Here is a 16,786-nt window from a genome sequence, read left to right on the forward strand (position 1 = left end):
TAATAGTTTTTATACTCGAATACGCTTTTTGGAATTATGCAAGGGATCAATTCTGAAATTATTGCAGGATTATCAGTATTTCTGTTGGGACTTTTATTTTTCATTGCTGGATTACTAAACTCCGTATGGGCCACTATTTTCGTAGTCGACTATCTCATTATGGCCATAGGTCTTGCTACAATAGGGGTAGGAGTATGGACAGCGATGTATGAGAAAAAACATCATCTCCACAAGTCTGAACATCATCATTGATTTTACTTTATAGTTATTCGTCAATGTAATAGATCAAATTATTTCTATAATCTTCTTGAGATCCTAACACAATCAGGGTGTCTTTTAATTTTTCATAATTTGCTGCATCACCGTTTACACTTCCTTGCAGAATCAACGTCAAATTAATATTCGAACCTAATACGTCATGAAGTTCTTGATTTGAGGTAGTCACGTAAGGTCTTAGTGCCCCTCTGAAAACTTCTGCTCTTGCTCTTATGAGTCCTGATATCTTTTTTCCAGTAGGTGCTTGTGGACCTATTATTATGATGTTGCCTCTAGCATTCTTAAAAAGATCTGGACTTTCTAATGCATTTCGAGATGCCATGGATAGTGCTGATTCGCGAGTAATTAGATGAGGTATATTTATGAATTCTTCAACTAACCTATTCCAGCTCTTTGGATCAAGAGAAGTGAATTTATTCTCATAGTCATATGAGCCTGTGAAATGAAAGGTCGAATCTACCTTTCCATAACGAGAATTTATTGTATTGAATACCTTTTTCACGGCATCTTCATTTGAGAAATCCAAATTATGATGATGAAAGTCTTTGAACAGACTGTTTGAGACTTCTGAAAGTTCATTTTTGTGACTCAAAATTATCAATTGTTTCGTATTACTATTTTCTATTTCAGAAGCTAGCTTTGCGACTTCTCTTAATTCCGTTTCGGAAGTAGATGTTACAGTTATCAAAATTACTTTATTTTCGAGCGTTTTAATAGGATCATAGCTTATTTTTCTTTCGACAATTGGCTTTACAGGATAAAATACCCTATCGTTTGGAATGACTTTCCCGTTTAGAAGTTTACTCGTATTTACATCGGCTAGATTGAAAACCATTTGGGCTACATCGTCTTGTGACAAAAATTCATTATCCACAATCATTTTCTTGGTATTGTTCTGCACTTTTTCCGCAATTTCTTGAATTTTTTGCAAAAGTTTTTTTGACAAATCTTGAACCTTGTCTAAATCTAAATTTGCATTAGCCTCGACTATGCGTTGAGCAACTTCCTTTGAATGAGTCTCTATGATTTCATCATCGTCACCCAGATAGGGGAGCAATTCTGTAGATATCTCTTCTACTTGCTTGTTGGTCAATCCTGGGAAACCTCCAATTCTTAAAAATTCTGCAGCTGCTTTTGGATACACAGTTTTGTAAATTCTATCTGAATGAACCGGGCCAGGATTTGTTGCAATGGCTTGTATACCTTGTTCGACTAACTCCCATGCCAAGCATTCAGAAAGCCTATTCTTTGCACCTTGGGCTGCAGTATATGGAGTTCTAAATCTATATGGTCTTTGTTCAAACTTGTTTTCTTCTGTGAAAAATGTAGATATGGTCACTATCTTGCCTGATTTTCCAAGTACGTCCAAACCTTTAACACTGGTCCAAAATGTCCCACTCAAATGAATAGACACACAATCTCTAAAATCTTGAAAAGTTGAATTGGTAAAAATCTTTACCGGTCCAGATACTCCAGCATTATTAACTATGATATCGATGTGTCCAAATTCACTTTTGATCTTATCAAACATTGATACTAGTCCATCCAAATCTGAGACATCGACCCCTGGGAAATAAGTTACTCTAGAATCAAACTTTCCTTCTCTTATAATCTCGTTGAGGATTGCCGATGCCTCGACCAGAGGTTCTTTTCTTCTGCCCAATATGATAATATTATATCCTGCACTTGCAAATTTTCTAGCTACTGCTTGTCCAATCCCTGTTCCACTGCCAGTAACAAGTATTGTTTTACTAAGATCATTCATGGTGATAATAGTTGTGACATAAATATTATTATTATTTGTTTATTGGCAATTATATTATTGATAAATTTCCTAAGTTATCTTGGTAATTGATAAGACATTTTTCTTACTATAATAAAACTTTAAAATAAGTTGTATTTCACAGATAGTATAGAAATGGGCGATTATGGATTAATCAATAGATTTGTACCGTTGGGGGAAATAGTTATATGAAAATTAAATTTGGACTAACTTTTGGCTTAAATGTTGCAAGATTGGGCTTGGATGAGACACAAGTAATTACCGCTGCACAAATTGCGGACAGAACAAATTTTGACTCGGTTTGGGCCATGGATCATACAAACGTACCACAATGGAAAAATGCCGTTGTAAATGACGCCTGGCTTATGTTGGCTGCAATCGGTGCCGTAACAGACAAAGTTGAATTGGGGACTTGTGTGACTGATGCCATTAGGAGACATCCATCTACTATTGCATTGTCAACAGTGACCCTCGATCGTATAACCAAAGGGAGAGGTATTTTGGGCATTGGAGCCGGGGAAGCCCAGAACGTGGTTGATTTTGGAATCGAGTTCAGTAAACCTGTTACCAAATTCAAGGAGCAACTGGAAGTTATTCAAAAACTATTTGATTCCAGTCCAGATAATAGAGTAAATTATGAGGGAAAGTATTATAACCTTGTCGAAGCCTGTTTGCAGGCTAAACCTGTGAGAAAACCCAGACCCCCAGTGTATATTGCGGCTGGAGCACCAAAGACCTTGGAATTATGTGCTACATATGGAGATGGTTGGATTCCAATTGGTTACACACCTGCCCTTTTCGAGAATCATGCAAATGTCATAAAAGACCACGCAAAGAGGCTAGGGCGTGATATATCCAATTTCGAATTTGCGAATGATGTAGATGTTTACTTTACTGAAGATGGTGAGTCGGCCTGGGAAAAAATGAAAGGAGCGGTAAAAGTGAGTTTGTATAAACCAGAACTTCTTAAGGTACATAACATTCAACAGGATTCAGAATTTGATTTCAGAAGATATTTCACAGAATATGCCATGAATAAACCAGAACTTATGGAGCAGATGAAAAAGGCCTCACTTCAAATACCAGACGATGTGGCAAGAACAGCAATTGGAGTTGGAAGTCCTGACGATGTCATAGAAATGTTAGAGCGCTTCATAAAGGCTGGCACCAATCACTTTATTATTAGGTTCTGGGGAGACGGATTGTATAAGAATATAGAAACATTTGGTAACAAGGTAGTACCTTATTTCAACGATTTACAAAAATGAGGTGCCACATCAAAAGTAATTATCTAATGACTTTGTTTTAATACCTTCTTTACCTTTTTGTTTGGGGAGACCATTTTTATGCGAAATTGATTCTGCATCATATCCTCTCCTAACCAGCTCCGTTGCAAATTCCTTTTCAAAACCATGAAAAGTATAAATCTTATTGGGTTTACATCTGGCAACAACTTCCAATAATTCTTCAAAATCACAATGATCACTAAAAGGAATTACGTGGTCAAGATTCATCATATACTTGTACCTCTTATTAATACCCCAACCGCTAAAGCCAATTGTGATTGCTCCATATTTTCTCTTCAACCTGTTAATTACGGCTTGGTTAGAATTTACTAGGGGGTGTATCAAAATCCATGGTTTTTTATCTAATATTTCTTTTTCAATAGCATTGGTGAGAGATATTTCTTCTTCAAGGGGAATTCCAAATTTTCTGTATATCTGATTAAACTTCAGTACCTCATCATGCACTATTAGTGGTTTCCATGAACCAAATAAGGAGCAAAGAATTTGTGCTTTTCCTAGTGAGTATCCCATTAGAATAACGGGGATTCCTTTATCATACATATTGGAGATGAGTGAATTTACCTCGTGGATTACGTGTTTTAATGGGGGGAAAATATATTCACGTTTACCAAATGTCGATTCTATAATGAGGGTTTCGACCTTCGGTATTTTTGGTTTTGCTAAAAAAGCTCTATCTCTCATTGAAAGATCACCTGTATAAAATATTTTGTCTTCTAAGAGGAGACCTCGTGACCCAAGAATATGACCAGTGTCCACGAATTTGAATTCCCTATAACTACTTTCAAAATTATCAAATATGTGACCTCTTATCTTGGCGATTGCAATAGTTTCCTGGGAACACAAAATTTTTTTTTCAAAATTGAATTTTTTTAGACTAGTTTTACTAACTAAATGATCTGTATGTGCATGTGATATAAACACCAGGTTCTCAGAGGAGAGTTGTCTAGGGTCCAGATAGATTCGTGTATTTTTATCATGCAAAAAAATCTGGTTCTTAGAATCTGAGGAAACTCGGTAACTCACAATCCCATAAGACATCTTTGCTTATTTATTTAGTGTTATTGAAGCTGTCGATCCATTAAAATTAAATTTGATGAATCGGACATCAAAATATTGGCAGAGGTTAAAACAATTTACGTATTATTGGACGGTGTTGGGGACTTGCCTCATCCAGAATTGAATCATTTGACACCCTTAGAGGCAGCTTATACTCCTTTTCTTGATAAGATAGCTAGAAAAGGAGTATCTGGAAAGGTTACTAGTGTAGGTGAAGGGATTGCACCTCAATCGGATATTGCTGTCTTTAACATGCTGGGCTACAACTTTAAGGATATGGAATACTTCGGCAGGGGTGTTGTAGAATGCATTGGATGTGGTATTGATTTTATCGAAGGCGATCTGGCGCTAAGAGGAAATTTTGCCACCATATGTACTTCAGACAAACGGATTCTGGATAGAAGAGCGGGTAGGACGATTTCAAAAGAAGATTCAAATGCCATCTGCGATTTGATAAAGGAAAAGGTAAAGATAAAAGACGTAGAGTATTCAATTGAGCCAACTATTGGACACAGAGTTGTGTTGAGGTTTAGAATGAAAAATTCTAAACTGGGCCAAAATATAACTAATACAGACCCTGCCTATGATAAGGTGAATGGGATTGGAATTGCCCTTGACACATCTCAAACTGATTTGTTTGTAGCCAGGTCCCAGGCTAAAGATGAAATTTCGAAAATTTCTTCAGAAATAGTGAATGATTTTTCGGATCAAGTGATACAGATTTTGGATAATTGTCAAATAAATGAGGATAGACAATCAAGAGGTCTATTGCCAGTAAACTGCATTCTAATGAGAGATGCTGGAAATAAGTATCCCCGAGTTGATGATATTAACCAAAAATACAAACTCAAATTTGCGTCTCTAGTTGACATGCCAGTGGAGATCGGAATATCAAAAATAGTAGGGATGAAATCGTATGAAGCAGGAGGTACTAACGAATACGAATTAAAGGCTAAAAAACTCTTAAGTATACTTAAAGATCATGACTTGATTTATGTTCACATTAAAGGACCCGACGAATTCGGCCATGACGGGGATGCAAGAGGAAAAAAACGCAATATTGAGGAAATAGACAAATATTTTTTTAGCAATCTGATATCGGGTTTGGAAAAAATGGATAATCGACCTCATGTTCGATTCATTATCTGCGGGGATCATTCTACTCCATGCATAAAGAAGGCACATACAGATGACCCAATACCACTACTTGTCTCTGGAGAAGGACTTAAGACTGATGGGACCAGCCGTTATACAGAAAGTAATGCTGACCGTGGAATGCTTGGAAAAATTTTTGGTTACAAAGTGATCGAGATTGCCTTGGAAATTCTAAAAAATAATGGCAAATGATTACTTATGGTCCAAACTATGTGATCTGCTTAAATCTAAGCAGGGCTCCTATCTTCCCAAGACTTTCGATCTGAGCACCCTCTTCTGTTTTTGAAGAAATAATGTCCAATTTAGTTCCAGCAAGCGATGCAAGCTCCTCAAGATAATCTATGAAATCCTTTTCCTTTATTTGATAATCCAAACCGCTGCATTTAGAACATGGCGTAGAAATAATAGATTGTTTTATGTCTATGACTTGTTCTCTTTCCACAATTTTTTCAATTACATTTCCACATTTATTGCAAATAATTTCCAGGTACAAGAGATCAATATTGTCAGTTGCAATAATTGATTCTGCAACGCCATTCTTTAGATAATTAACAACTTCATTCAATCCATAGACGCCCAATCCCTTGCCGGAAAAAACTTCTCCCATGAATTTCTTGACTATTTTCTTTTCTTCCATCGAACGAAACTCTGACATAATTCCCTGCTCGTTGACCTTGTCAATAATTTCTCGGACACCCTCATCACCAGAATATGATGTATCCAAGGTTGCTATTACATTATTTTGCAATCTATAATCTAGATATTCTTCGCGAATGAATGTCTCTTTAGTTGGACCTGGACCGCCTACTATTAAACCTTTGACTGTATACTGGTCGATAAAAATTTTTTGGGCATAATCTGCCACTCTACGATAATACTCGTTTAGTTCATTGTCTCGCAATCTCTCAAATCTCCTTGCAGACTGCCCTCCCTGTCGATGTTTCCCTGAAACACCTGAGGTAAGTGTTTCAACGGTCTCCCACCTATCTCCTGTAAGGATGCCTAATCCTGCCTCTTGTGTATCTATTGAGATTATTGCAACAGTCCTATCATCTTTCAACATTTCCTTTATGTGGTCTATCCAAAAGTGATCGTCACATCTGTACAAATTAATTTGGACTGGTTTCGGAGGGACAACTGTATAAATTTCTATTTTCTCTGTCCCAATGCCTTTTCCAGTAGGAATCGCTCCACAAAAGATTACTAATCCATTTTCAGGTGGTTCCTTATAGAGTTTGAGTTGCTCCATAGTCTTGTTTAGAGCATCCTGAACATGATTTCGAGTAAGATCAGATTTTATATTCGTGGCCGTGCCCGCTTCATTTCTCAACTGAGACAATACGTCATGAATTGGCCTCTTGGGGGGGATATATACGGTTACCAATTCAGTACCATGACCAGTTATTTTGGATAAATCATTTAACATTTTTGTGAGTTTGTATTTTCTTACAGAATCCCATTTCACTTCGCTAGTCGGCTGCGGCATATCTCTTTCACTCCTTTACATAATTTAATTTTTGACCATTCTTTGAAAACCCCTATGAATACCCTTAACTTTTCACATTTTTCAAACTATTTTACAAACGCATAATTTTCTGGGTCACCAGAAAATTTTTTTTACATAATTTATAAATGGATTTCATGCTTTTAGAAAAAAAGGTTACATAATATTTAATTAAAACAAACTACTGAACTTTTTAGGTAGAAGAGTTGTCGGAGTTAAGAAAAGATTATTATGTACCTGATAAGTATGTTATAATACCAAATAATTTTGATCAATTAGATAAATTTTCTGAAATCATTCACAATCAACAACAAACAAGTCATAATATGGAACCTGAAAATTGTCCATATTGTCCTTGCTCAGTCGAAAAATGTAATAATTTGGTTTTGTCATTCGTTGTCAAAGAGGGTATATTACAAAGGCTGTATGATACCACAGAGGAGGAAAACGAAAACTGGACCATTCGTGTCTTTGAATGCAAGGATCCGATCGTGACTTCAACGTCAAATCACCAATATTCTGACAGACCGTTTTATAGGGAGCCTGCGTGTGGTTATGATCTTATAGTTGTTCCTACTCCTCAGCACGAACTAGCACTTTCGGAATTATCGGTGGATCAATGGACAAATTTGCTTTTAGTTTTGCAGGATAGAGTTCGATGGCTTTATAGTCAAAAAGGCGTTACATATGTGGCGATTTATGCAAGTAGAGGAATAAACGGAGACAACAAAATTAAACATCCTCACTTTCATATAACGACCTTCTCAGCTATCCCGCCTATAATTGAGAAAGAGGCCAAGACTTTTCATCAGTCGATGAATGAAAGTGGTAGCTGCCCAGCTTGTGATATGATTGGGACTGAGATAAATGGCCCAAGACAACTATTTTCTACAGACAATTTTATTACATTGGTTCCTTGGGCACCCACATATAATTATGAATTTTGGATATGTCCAAGAAAACATTCGACTTTTTTTTCTAAAGCTACACAAAAAGAAATAAAAGATCTCGCACTAGTTGTTTGCTCATCCCTCAGAGGAATGGATAAGATATTGGCTCGCACTGATTTTAGTATGGCTTTTCATATTTCGCCTGAGAAGAAGAATAGTAGGCAACTCCATTGGCATTTAGAAATCTACCCACTTGTAACTTCCTGGTCTGGACTTGAGCGAGGATTTGGGATCTTTGTCAATACTCCTACGCCTGAGGATTCAGCCAAATTACTTGGTGAAGCTGCTAGGAAGGAATTGGCTAAACTAATCGGAGTACTCTAATTATTAACAATATTAAAATATTGTATCTAGAGAATAGGAGTATCTAAAATGTTTAAGGCAGGCGAATGGTTGTCAATTGCAATATTAGGCCTTGTTTTGTTATTTATTTTTACTTCTATTGGTTTTTTTAATTTTTTAATAGGCCCAAATGGCTCAGGCCCAACTACCACCGTAGAACCTTCCAGTGCTTACTTTCAGGTAATTTTCATTTCCTTGGCACCTGCTGTTGGTTTATCTTTTTTTTCAAGAGTCTTATCTGAGGGCTCTAAACTATCATCCATTTTAGTTTTGGCGTCAGGAATTTGTTTGATTTTTGGGATGTTTTATGTTTCAACATTGATTCCTATGATAACAACTGTTGACTTGCCCTGGTGGCTTATTAATTCACCTTGGATTTTTGTTGCCTTTGGTATTTTGCTTCTCGCAATAGGATATCTTGGTTATAGACACGTCACACTGCGATCACAGAGAGATAGGGATCGATAACGAAAAATAGGGAAATTAAGCAGGATTGAAACACACAAGAAAGGCGGAATTCGATATTGAAAAAAACTTTGAAATTGACTCAAGTGTAAATTATCCAGAAAAAATCAACGTGGGTGAGAAACTCCTCCCTATACTCATCAACAAGAAAAATCTCAATTCCTTGTTTTCAAAAAAATCGGACTTGGACAAGGCAATGGCAATTGTAATTGGGACGAAGCCTGATTTTTATAAACAAGCACCACTCTTGATGGAATCTAAGAGACAAGGGTTACCTGCTTTCATTATTTCAACAGGACAACATTATGACGACTTGCTTGGTTATGGCATTAAAGAATTCGACCTCCAAAATTCTATTATTTGTGATTTGCAGATTAGGGGCAACCTCATTCAAAAGTCAAGTGACTTGATGCTTAAATTCGGTTATTTCGGCAGATATACCAAGAACCACTTACCTAATAAAGGGATCTTGCCAATTGTACATGGTGACACGTTAGTAGCGGGTATAGCGACGTTATCTTGGGTCTTTGGATTGGGGCAAAAGGTAAGCCAAAATGAATCTGGACTGCGGTCAATGAGCCCATTAAATATTTTGCATATCAAATCAAAGAGTGTCCCAAATAACTTGGCAGTAGAAAAATTTATCACTGACCAATTATCGATGAAATGGTTTTTAACTCGTGAGGAACCATTTCCAGAGCAAATAGATACCTGGGTCTGCTCAGCAGGAACCAAATACTTTTTTGTCCCTACCAAACTAAATAGGGATCATCTAATACGAGAAGGCTATCCCCCGGATGACATACATATAGTCGGAAATTCTGTTGTAGATGCTATTGATTTAAAACGAAAGAAGAAACCCAGTAAAAGCGTATTCGAATTATATCCAAAATTAGAATCGGGAAACTGGATCCGAATGGATATTCACCGCAGAGAAAATTTGACTAAAAATAGATTCAACGCAATTATAGGTGGCCTTGTTGAGTTGATAAAAAATACTCAATTCAAAATCGTCTTAGTCTTGTTGAATGCTACTATATCAGCTCTCAATAGACATGATCTTTATTCAACAATATTGGATCTTGAGCAAAGCTACCCAGAAAAATTTTTGATTACTCCTTTGTGGAAGGAATATGGACACGTGGTCGAATTTTTGGATAGCGGAAAATGCTGGGCCGAAATTACCGATTCGGGATCTATGCAGGAGGAGCTTTTGTATTTTCCAAATGTTAGTTGTTTTACGGTAAGATTTAACACAGACAGACCTGAAACTGTTTTTGACGCTAGGGGTAATATCTTGGTGCCTCCGATCAACAAGTATTGGTTACCAAAAATAGTTTCCGCTGTTTATGAAAAAGAGGAGGGTTTTGGTTTTAACTTTGGGAAGAAAAAAATGATATATGGTCAGCCGGGCAAGGTATCTACCAAAATCGTAAGAATAGTAAAGAAGGAATTCGAAAGCAAAGAAATTAACTTTTTCCCATGGCTTCACCAAAGACTAAAATATTGGCATGAGGCCGATGACTTTGATTATCTATAATTCTGCCTCGATGCAAATAGTTATATAATTATTAATTAGAAAAATTTTATTGACCTCTGATACGAAGTTCAGAATTAATCTGAAGGAAGGTTTTTTTGAACTTGAGGGAAACGAGTCCTTTGTGGACAAGCATTTAGAAAAGTTTGAGGAAATATTTAAAATTGCCATAAAAGAAGTTATCATAAATAACAAGGAAAATATTCCAAAGTTGGATGTCAATAACATACTAACATCTAATAACCCGATTTCATTGGAATCTTTTCCAAGCGAGAGCGATAAAATTCATTTAGTCAAAAACAAAAATGGAGGAAACACATCAACACTTGATATGCACACTGAAGTTCCTATTTCAAGTAAGAGCACTAAACATTCAATCCCCAAGTTATCTGTGAACATACCCCCGTTACCTGTGGATCTAAAGACAAGTGATAATAAGCCGGGACTACGAGAGTTTTATAAGGAGAAGAAACCGTCCAACCATTATGAGAAATCTACTCTATTTGTTTATTACTTGACAAAATATAATAAGCAAACTGAAATTAAATTTGGCGAAATATTATCTTGCTATGAAGAAATCAATGAAAAAAAACCAAGTGTTATTGACATTGTCAAAAACTCTATACGCTACAAAGGCTGGTTAGAACCAGGATCCGAAAAATACTCGGCCAGATTGACCATTTCAGGAGAAAACTACATAAAATTTGATTTACCAAAAACTTGAACAGAAATGGAGGAGAATCAAAGTCACCAAGCCCGTAAAATGTTAGTCAGGCCCTCCACCAATCAAATCCTACAAATTTTACGGAATCGTTACCTTGGTTGACAATTGCTAAAATAAATTGCTTCTTAACTGTTGTTGCCAATCTGCCTGCAAGTACGATATCCATACTTGTTATCTTTTCACTGTTCGTCAAGACCTTTACAAGGAAGGGAGCGTGATCTATACCAGGGCCATGTATATAGACCGCAAAATCACAGCCAAATTTTATTCCTGGTGTTACAACGTAGCCTTTGTCTCTAAGACTCTTGAAAACTTTGAATTTTACTTCAAAATTAACGTATTGCTTCTTGCATTCTTTTAAGATTTCATCTGATTCTACAGCGATTCCATTATGTTTAAAAACGTCTAGTTTTTTGTTTAGATTCAAGTAATAGCCTTCAATGAGGTCTAAGACTAAAGGCGAATCGAATTCAGAATTCTTTGGCTTTGATATCCCAAGCGGTTTACCATAATATCCATCAGCAAACAAACTTCTCGATTGATGCAAGTCATGAATGAGTATTCTATTTTCAATTAGTTGACCGGTAAATGGCATCATCAAATACTTAATGCCAAAATCGTGAAGGAATTGGAGGCCTGCTGGCATTTGTCAACCATACCTTCGATCCCTTCGATAGTATCTTTAAAAAGCATCAGATCCTTTGGATTGTGTAGGCAGTCCAACGCTTTTATAGTCATTTCTCTGTACTTTTTATCCACTTCTGATTCTATTCTTTGAACTTCGCCGGCTAACTCTATTGTGTTTTCAGGTTTTATCGTGAGCGTTCTTGACATTTCATTTATCTTAAAAATTACATTAATGATAACATCTATCATGTTTTTTAGATCGATTTCAAATCGTTCTCTTATGACTTGAGGATCAATATTTGACAACCTAAAAGAAATACCTCCTATAAAACCAGAAATTTCATCTATGAAATAGGCGGTTCTCAACAAATCCTCTCTATATGTCATCAGGCTTCCAATGGCTATGACTTCTCTTGTAATTTGTTTTCTCAAAATAACAATTTCATTTTCGATTATGCTCATCCTCTCGAAGGATTCTGTAACCTTTGTCTTATCTCCATCAAAAATTGCACCGGTCATTAATGCCAGTTCCCTGGATAGATTCAATATCTTGTTCGTTTCTTCTTGCAATATGGAAATGGTTTTTCTCTTGGCTTGGAACTCTAGCTCACCGCTATACATACAGAATTTCTAATTTCCAATTGTTCTTATAATTCTTTTTTTGTACCCCGAGGGAAGATGAGTTTACAAAAATCCTAATTTAATTCATAATTGGTCATGTTTTGCTTAATTTCAATAAGATCTCGTAAGATAGAACTTGCAGTTTCCATGCCACCGGCGCCTTTTCCAATTATCGTTTGTTCTCCTGAATGTTCTGACCTGAAAGTAACGGCATTTAATGTCCCATTCACACAAATCGGATCGTCCTTTGAAATAGGAAGAGGTTTCACAAATAATTCACTCTTATCACATTTTGCGATCAGTTTTACTGATTTTCCTTGTTCTGATGCCTTGGCAAATTCGTTCGGATCTATGTTTGAAATTCCCACCTTCTCTACATCGGCCAGTGTTACTTTATAACCCATAATCCAATTTGCCATTATAACTAATTTAGCAGCTGCATCGTCACCATCGATATCTAATGAAGGATTTGCTTCTGCATAACCCTTTTCTTTTGCATCCTTTAGAGCTTCATTAAAGGGTAACCCATCAGCCATTCTGGTAAGTATATAATTTGTCGTGCCGTTTAATATCCCAGTAAATGATGTTATTTTGTCTCCTTTAAGACAATGTTTTGCAAAATCCAAAACTGGAGTCCCTCCCCCAACTGTTCCACTAAACCTCAACATTACATTATTATAATCTGAAAGTTCAATAAGTGATGAAAATGACAGTGCAAGCGGACCCTTGTTGACCGTAATAACATTCTTTTTTGATCGTAATGCTGAAATAATATGTGACAACCCGGGCTCTGCTGTCGAAAGATTCGTAGGGGTGAGCTCTAAAAATGCTTCCGCATCTAAATCTTCAATATAATTATCTGAGGTTAACTTGGGTCCATCAAAGGATTCTAAACTACCATATTTTTCTTTGGTCGCGAGTACCTTTTCCAAATCCAGTCCTGTTGGTGAAAAAGCTATTCCTTTGCTGTCAACACAAGCGATTACTCTTGGTTTAATTCCATAGTCTTTGTATAGACTTGAAGAACTTGTCAAGAGCAATTTTAAAAAGCTTTGTCCAACGACGCCCATGCCACATACGATTATCCTCATTAGATTTGTCTTTCTATTAATATAATCAGAGATTATAATAAAATTTGTATTCCATAAACAATAGTTTGCGCCATAAATGATTTAGAATTTAAGAATTTATTAATAATACATTAATAAATGAATTTATGATAAATTGACATGTTATGACGACTCCAGCTGAAGAACCTACAGTCAATATTGATGATACTGTTTCTAGGAACATGAGTGATACACACTTTGATGTTGCCATCATTGGTTCAGGACCCGCCGGATACACAGCGTCAATATATACATCCAGAGCTAAACTCAAAACAATTATTATCTCCGGAAGCTTGCCTGGTGGACAATTGATGACTACAACTGAAGTCGAAAACTTTCCGGGATTTCCAAAAGGCATAACTGGACCAGAATTGATGATGAACATGCAACAGCAATCTGAACGGTTTGGTACAAGAATAGTGATTGATGAAGTAACAAGAGTAGATTTCAAGAATAGACCTTTTAAGATATTCACGGGATCGGCTGAGTATACAGCAGAGAGTGTGTTAATTTCAACAGGTGCGTCCCCTAGAAAGTTAGGGTTAAAAAGCGAGAGTGATTTCTCTGGCAAAGGTGTTTCATACTGTGCAACTTGTGATGGCCCATTCTTTAGAGATCAAGAGATTGTTGTTGTGGGGGGCGGGGACACTGCACTGGAGGAAGCAACCTTTTTGACGAAATTCGGCAAAACAGTAAAAATTGTTCACCGAAGAAATGAATTAAGAGCAAGTAAGATTTTACAGGAGCGAGCATTTGAGAATCCCAAAATTGAATTCATTTGGAATTCAACCGTAGTTAATATAGAAGGTACGGGCAAGGTTGCTTCCGTTACTATTAAAGATATTAATACTGGCGCAGAAACCACTCTAAATGCTGGTGGTTTGTTCGTGGCAATTGGACATGAGCCAAATACTACAATATTCAAGGATCAACTTGATTTAGACGAACGAGGTTATGTGGTGTTAAATAATATTACTCGAACTAATATAGATGGTGTTTTTGCAGCCGGAGATGTCCATGATCATAGATATAGGCAGGCAATAACAGCTGCAGGATTTGGATGCATGGCAGCCCTTGACATTGAAAAATGGTTATCAGAAGCCAGAGGCAAACAATAGGAGGTTTTTAAATTCTCTCTTGTCACATGTTATTAGTCATATGCTAATTGAGAAATGAAATTACCATTTTTTAAATATTTGTCAAATTCTTCATCAGTAAATATCCCTTGTTCTTTATAAAGACTCTTAAACTTGCGACCATCGTCAGCAAATATTCCTACAAAAACGTTTTCCTTACCTGAATTCTTTTCTGCCATATCCATCATACCTGCAAGTACCGAACCAGACGAGGGTCCAACCAAGATATTTTCTTTCATCGCTATCTCTTTTGCCATTCTAAAAGACTTTTCGTTGGTGGCCGTGTACCACTCATCGACAACATCCTCTCTTCTTAAGAATAGTTCCGGCTTGGCTGATTCTTCAAAATTTCTGAGCCCTTGTAATAGATGATTCTTTTGAGCTTGAATAGCAACAATCTTGACGTCACTTTTCTTTTCTTTCAAGAATTTTCCAGTGCCAGTTATTGTACCTCCTGTACCACAGCCTGTAAAAAAGTGTGTTACTCTACCCTCTGTTTGCTTCCATATTTCGGGACCGGTACCCTCATAATGAGCAAAATAATTGGAATCATTCTCATACTGATTAGGCATATAGTAAACATCAGGTCTTGGTTTCGATATTGCATATGCCAATGCTATGCTTTGGTCTGTTCCTGCTCCAACCCTGGGGCACAAATCGTCTGAAGTCTCATGGAGGGCGGCCCCCAATTTTCTGAGGATATTTTTTGTTTCCGTGCTTACCTTTTCTGGGATTACTATTTCAACCTTGTACCCTAAGTGTGCAGCAATTCCAGTCAGTGCAATGCCTGTGTTTCCAGACGTTGGTTCTATTATGATACTTTTGTCTTTTTTCAAAATATTCTGACGTTCGGCATTTTTTATCATCCAATAAGCAGCTCTATCCTTTACTGATCCAAAAGGATTATGCCATTCAAGTTTTGCAAAGATCTTCGTTTTAGGGGTGGAAAAGCTCTTTAATTCTATTAATGGAGTGTTACCAATCCTCTCAATTACATTATTGGAGTATGGATAAACAGTGGATGTACTCATATCACTTTGCCTTTTTAATGGTAAACTCTAAATCTTTATCAGTTTTATTTAGGGATAATAGTTCATGACCGTTTCTATTTACCCATCTTGATATGTCTTCTTCAGAATCGGGGTCATCTGATACAACTTTTAGCAAATCGCCTTTAGTCATTCTTTCCATTTCAATTTTTGTTCTAAATACTGGTTCAGGACAGTATAACCCCCTCACATCAATTGTTTTTGTGCTAGACTTTGATGGATCATCAGAATTGGACGACATAATCTTATAAAGGCATTTCTACTTAATTAAATGTTTTTCCATGAGAAAACGTAACAATACTACATTTGATATTTATCTTCAAAAGTTACATATCTATGGCAAGAAAATCAATCAGTCCTTAAATCTTGGAGAGGATTAATATCATTATTGATTAATCTTATTAATCAATGTTGAGTTAGATAGATATTTCTGCAATATGTTAATATTATGTATAAACAAGGAGATTGAGTTGAGTAATGCTTGTTATTTTTGACGTAGAGGGTGTATTGTTAAATGCGGAGTATTTACCTGTGCTTGCAAAGCTCCTAGGACCCAAAAAAGAAGAGGAAATTTGGGACATTACAAATAAAGGTATTAGAGGAGAAATTAATTGGGAGGAAGGACTAAAGGAAAGAGTCCATGCCTTAAGAGGCATTGAGTATAGTCAGGCATACAGGATAGCCCAAAATCTTGAAATAATGCCAGGAGCAAGAGAACTATGTAGTTTCCTAAAGGGACTGGGTTGGAAATTAGTAGCGGTATCAGGTGGGTTCAATATCATAACAGATAGATTACATACAGAATTGCAAATTGACAAAATATTTTCTAATGATTTGATCTTTAGGAATGGGAAGCTGGATGATGTACATATACGAGTTACATCTGACAAATCTGCATCCGTTAAAAAATATATCGAGGAAAATGGCTTTGTGAGAGATGAAATCATCGTCGTAGTCGACGGCGCTAATGATTTGAAACTTTTTGATCTTTCTGCATTTACTGTAGGATTTTGTCCGGTAGAAGTAATACGAGACAAAGCAAATATAGTAATTGAGGAAAAGGATTTGTCTTCCCTAATCCCAATAATCAAAGAAAAATTTGGGATAAAAGTAAATCCACCTTAACAAATTTTGTCCTCCAGGGT

At 36.4% G+C, this 16,786-nt stretch carries 17 protein-coding genes; 9 read left to right on the plus strand and 8 right to left on the minus strand.

The window, feature by feature from the left end; genetic code table 11:
• Nucleotides 1-36: 36 nt before the first annotated feature.
• The gene (locus ACMT7R_RS14105) at nt 37-252 is read left to right on the plus strand and encodes a hypothetical protein (RefSeq protein ID WP_415312593.1); all 216 of its coding nucleotides are present in this window, start codon (nt 37-39) and stop codon (nt 250-252) included.
• Nucleotides 253-265: 13 nt separating this feature from the next.
• Here the strand turns inward: ACMT7R_RS14105 and ACMT7R_RS14110 are convergent, their stop codons facing one another.
• The gene (locus ACMT7R_RS14110; RefSeq protein ID WP_415312594.1) at nt 266-2,041 is read right to left on the minus strand and encodes an SDR family NAD(P)-dependent oxidoreductase; all 1,776 of its coding nucleotides are present in this window, start codon (nt 2,039-2,041) and stop codon (nt 266-268) included.
• Between the two features lie 206 nt (nt 2,042-2,247).
• Here ACMT7R_RS14110 and ACMT7R_RS14115 point away from each other — a divergent pair, with 206 nt between their 5' ends.
• The gene (locus tag ACMT7R_RS14115; protein ID WP_415312595.1) at nt 2,248-3,327 is read left to right on the plus strand and encodes an LLM class flavin-dependent oxidoreductase; all 1,080 of its coding nucleotides are present in this window, start codon (nt 2,248-2,250) and stop codon (nt 3,325-3,327) included.
• Nucleotides 3,328-3,336: 9 nt separating this feature from the next.
• Here ACMT7R_RS14115 and ACMT7R_RS14120 read toward each other — a convergent pair whose 3' ends face one another.
• A complete protein-coding gene (locus tag ACMT7R_RS14120; protein WP_415312596.1) occupies nt 3,337-4,347 on the minus strand; it encodes an MBL fold metallo-hydrolase RNA specificity domain-containing protein in 1,011 nt (336 codons plus the stop codon).
• A 132-nt stretch (nt 4,348-4,479) separates the two neighbouring features.
• Between ACMT7R_RS14120 and ACMT7R_RS14125 the strand changes: the two genes are divergently transcribed.
• A complete protein-coding gene (locus tag ACMT7R_RS14125; RefSeq protein ID WP_415312597.1) occupies nt 4,480-5,769 on the plus strand; it encodes an alkaline phosphatase family protein in 1,290 nt (429 codons plus the stop codon).
• Nucleotides 5,770-5,785: 16 nt separating this feature from the next.
• Here ACMT7R_RS14125 and prf1 read toward each other — a convergent pair whose 3' ends face one another.
• Nucleotides 5,786-7,063 carry a peptide chain release factor aRF-1 gene (gene prf1, locus ACMT7R_RS14130; protein WP_415312598.1) on the minus strand — a complete coding sequence of 426 codons (1,278 nt, stop codon included), beginning with the start codon at nt 7,061-7,063 and terminating at the stop codon, nt 5,786-5,788.
• Between the two features lie 224 nt (nt 7,064-7,287).
• Between prf1 and ACMT7R_RS14135 the strand changes: the two genes are divergently transcribed.
• The 4 genes from ACMT7R_RS14135 to ACMT7R_RS14150 are packed head-to-tail and all read left to right on the plus strand — an operon-like array spanning nt 7,288 to nt 11,099.
• The gene (locus tag ACMT7R_RS14135; protein WP_415312599.1) at nt 7,288-8,355 is read left to right on the plus strand and encodes a galactose-1-phosphate uridylyltransferase; all 1,068 of its coding nucleotides are present in this window, start codon (nt 7,288-7,290) and stop codon (nt 8,353-8,355) included.
• A gap of 48 nt (nt 8,356-8,403) precedes the next feature.
• Nucleotides 8,404-8,841: a hypothetical protein gene (locus ACMT7R_RS14140; protein ID WP_415312600.1), complete on the plus strand. Its 438-nt coding sequence runs from the start codon at nt 8,404-8,406 to the stop codon at nt 8,839-8,841.
• Nucleotides 8,842-8,866: 25 nt separating this feature from the next.
• The gene (locus ACMT7R_RS14145; protein WP_415312601.1) at nt 8,867-10,378 is read left to right on the plus strand and encodes a UDP-N-acetylglucosamine 2-epimerase; all 1,512 of its coding nucleotides are present in this window, start codon (nt 8,867-8,869) and stop codon (nt 10,376-10,378) included.
• 49 nt (nt 10,379-10,427) lie between these two features.
• Nucleotides 10,428-11,099 carry a hypothetical protein gene (locus tag ACMT7R_RS14150; protein WP_415312602.1) on the plus strand — a complete coding sequence of 224 codons (672 nt, stop codon included), beginning with the start codon at nt 10,428-10,430 and terminating at the stop codon, nt 11,097-11,099.
• 46 nt (nt 11,100-11,145) lie between these two features.
• On the opposite strand, the gene endA is transcribed toward ACMT7R_RS14150, so the two are convergent.
• From endA to ACMT7R_RS14165, 3 genes are all read right to left on the minus strand, one after another.
• Nucleotides 11,146-11,697, minus strand: coding sequence for a tRNA-intron lyase (gene endA, locus ACMT7R_RS14155; protein ID WP_415312603.1), 552 nt, complete (start codon nt 11,695-11,697; stop codon nt 11,146-11,148).
• Nucleotides 11,697-12,347 carry a DUF47 domain-containing protein gene (locus ACMT7R_RS14160; RefSeq protein WP_415312604.1) on the minus strand — a complete coding sequence of 217 codons (651 nt, stop codon included), beginning with the start codon at nt 12,345-12,347 and terminating at the stop codon, nt 11,697-11,699. The genes endA and ACMT7R_RS14160 overlap by 1 nt, the downstream gene beginning before the upstream one ends.
• 74 nt (nt 12,348-12,421) lie before the next feature.
• Complete coding sequence (locus tag ACMT7R_RS14165) at nt 12,422-13,438, minus strand: homoserine dehydrogenase (RefSeq protein ID WP_415312605.1); 1,017 nt, start codon at nt 13,436-13,438, stop codon at nt 12,422-12,424.
• Between the two features lie 200 nt (nt 13,439-13,638).
• On the opposite strand from ACMT7R_RS14165, the gene trxB reads away from it, so the two are divergent.
• Nucleotides 13,639-14,574, plus strand: coding sequence for a thioredoxin-disulfide reductase (gene trxB / locus ACMT7R_RS14170; protein WP_415312653.1), 936 nt, complete (start codon nt 13,639-13,641; stop codon nt 14,572-14,574).
• A gap of 32 nt (nt 14,575-14,606) precedes the next feature.
• Here the strand turns inward: trxB and ACMT7R_RS14175 are convergent, their stop codons facing one another.
• Both ACMT7R_RS14175 and ACMT7R_RS14180 read right to left on the minus strand, forming a co-directional pair.
• Entirely contained in the window at nt 14,607-15,623 is a 1,017-nt protein-coding gene (locus ACMT7R_RS14175; RefSeq protein ID WP_415312606.1) for a PLP-dependent cysteine synthase family protein, read from the minus strand.
• Nucleotide 15,624: 1 nt separating this feature from the next.
• The gene (locus ACMT7R_RS14180; protein ID WP_415312607.1) at nt 15,625-15,882 is read right to left on the minus strand and encodes a sulfurtransferase TusA family protein; all 258 of its coding nucleotides are present in this window, start codon (nt 15,880-15,882) and stop codon (nt 15,625-15,627) included.
• Between the two features lie 236 nt (nt 15,883-16,118).
• On the opposite strand from ACMT7R_RS14180, the gene serB reads away from it, so the two are divergent.
• Nucleotides 16,119-16,766 carry a phosphoserine phosphatase SerB gene (gene serB, locus ACMT7R_RS14185; RefSeq protein ID WP_415312608.1) on the plus strand — a complete coding sequence of 216 codons (648 nt, stop codon included), beginning with the start codon at nt 16,119-16,121 and terminating at the stop codon, nt 16,764-16,766.
• The last annotated feature ends 20 nt before the right edge of the window (nt 16,767-16,786 follow it).

Source organism: Candidatus Nitrosocosmicus sp. FF01 (assembly GCF_047711275.1).
Lineage (GTDB): Archaea > Thermoproteota > Nitrososphaeria > Nitrososphaerales > Nitrososphaeraceae > Nitrosocosmicus.

Bases quoted from the DNA above. Each gene is read 5' to 3' on its own strand.
- ACMT7R_RS14160 (WP_415312604.1), bottom strand. From the start codon at position 12,347: ATGTATAGCGGTGAGCTAGAGTTCCAAGCCAAGAGAAAAACCATTTCC.
- ACMT7R_RS14180 (WP_415312607.1), bottom strand. From the start codon at position 15,882: ATGTCGTCCAATTCTGATGATCCATCAAAGTCTAGCACAAAAACAATT.
- serB (WP_415312608.1), top strand. From the start codon at position 16,119: ATGCTTGTTATTTTTGACGTAGAGGGTGTATTGTTAAATGCGGAGTAT.
- endA (WP_415312603.1), bottom strand. From the start codon at position 11,697: ATGATGCCATTTACCGGTCAACTAATTGAAAATAGAATACTCATTCAT.
- ACMT7R_RS14165 (WP_415312605.1), bottom strand. From the start codon at position 13,438: ATGAGGATAATCGTATGTGGCATGGGCGTCGTTGGACAAAGCTTTTTA.
- ACMT7R_RS14110 (WP_415312594.1), bottom strand. From the start codon at position 2,041: ATGAATGATCTTAGTAAAACAATACTTGTTACTGGCAGTGGAACAGGG.
- ACMT7R_RS14115 (WP_415312595.1), top strand. From the start codon at position 2,248: ATGAAAATTAAATTTGGACTAACTTTTGGCTTAAATGTTGCAAGATTG.
- ACMT7R_RS14105 (WP_415312593.1), top strand. From the start codon at position 37: ATGCAAGGGATCAATTCTGAAATTATTGCAGGATTATCAGTATTTCTG.
- trxB (WP_415312653.1), top strand. From the start codon at position 13,639: ATGAGTGATACACACTTTGATGTTGCCATCATTGGTTCAGGACCCGCC.
- prf1 (WP_415312598.1), bottom strand. From the start codon at position 7,063: ATGCCGCAGCCGACTAGCGAAGTGAAATGGGATTCTGTAAGAAAATAC.
- ACMT7R_RS14140 (WP_415312600.1), top strand. From the start codon at position 8,404: ATGTTTAAGGCAGGCGAATGGTTGTCAATTGCAATATTAGGCCTTGTT.
- ACMT7R_RS14175 (WP_415312606.1), bottom strand. From the start codon at position 15,623: ATGAGTACATCCACTGTTTATCCATACTCCAATAATGTAATTGAGAGG.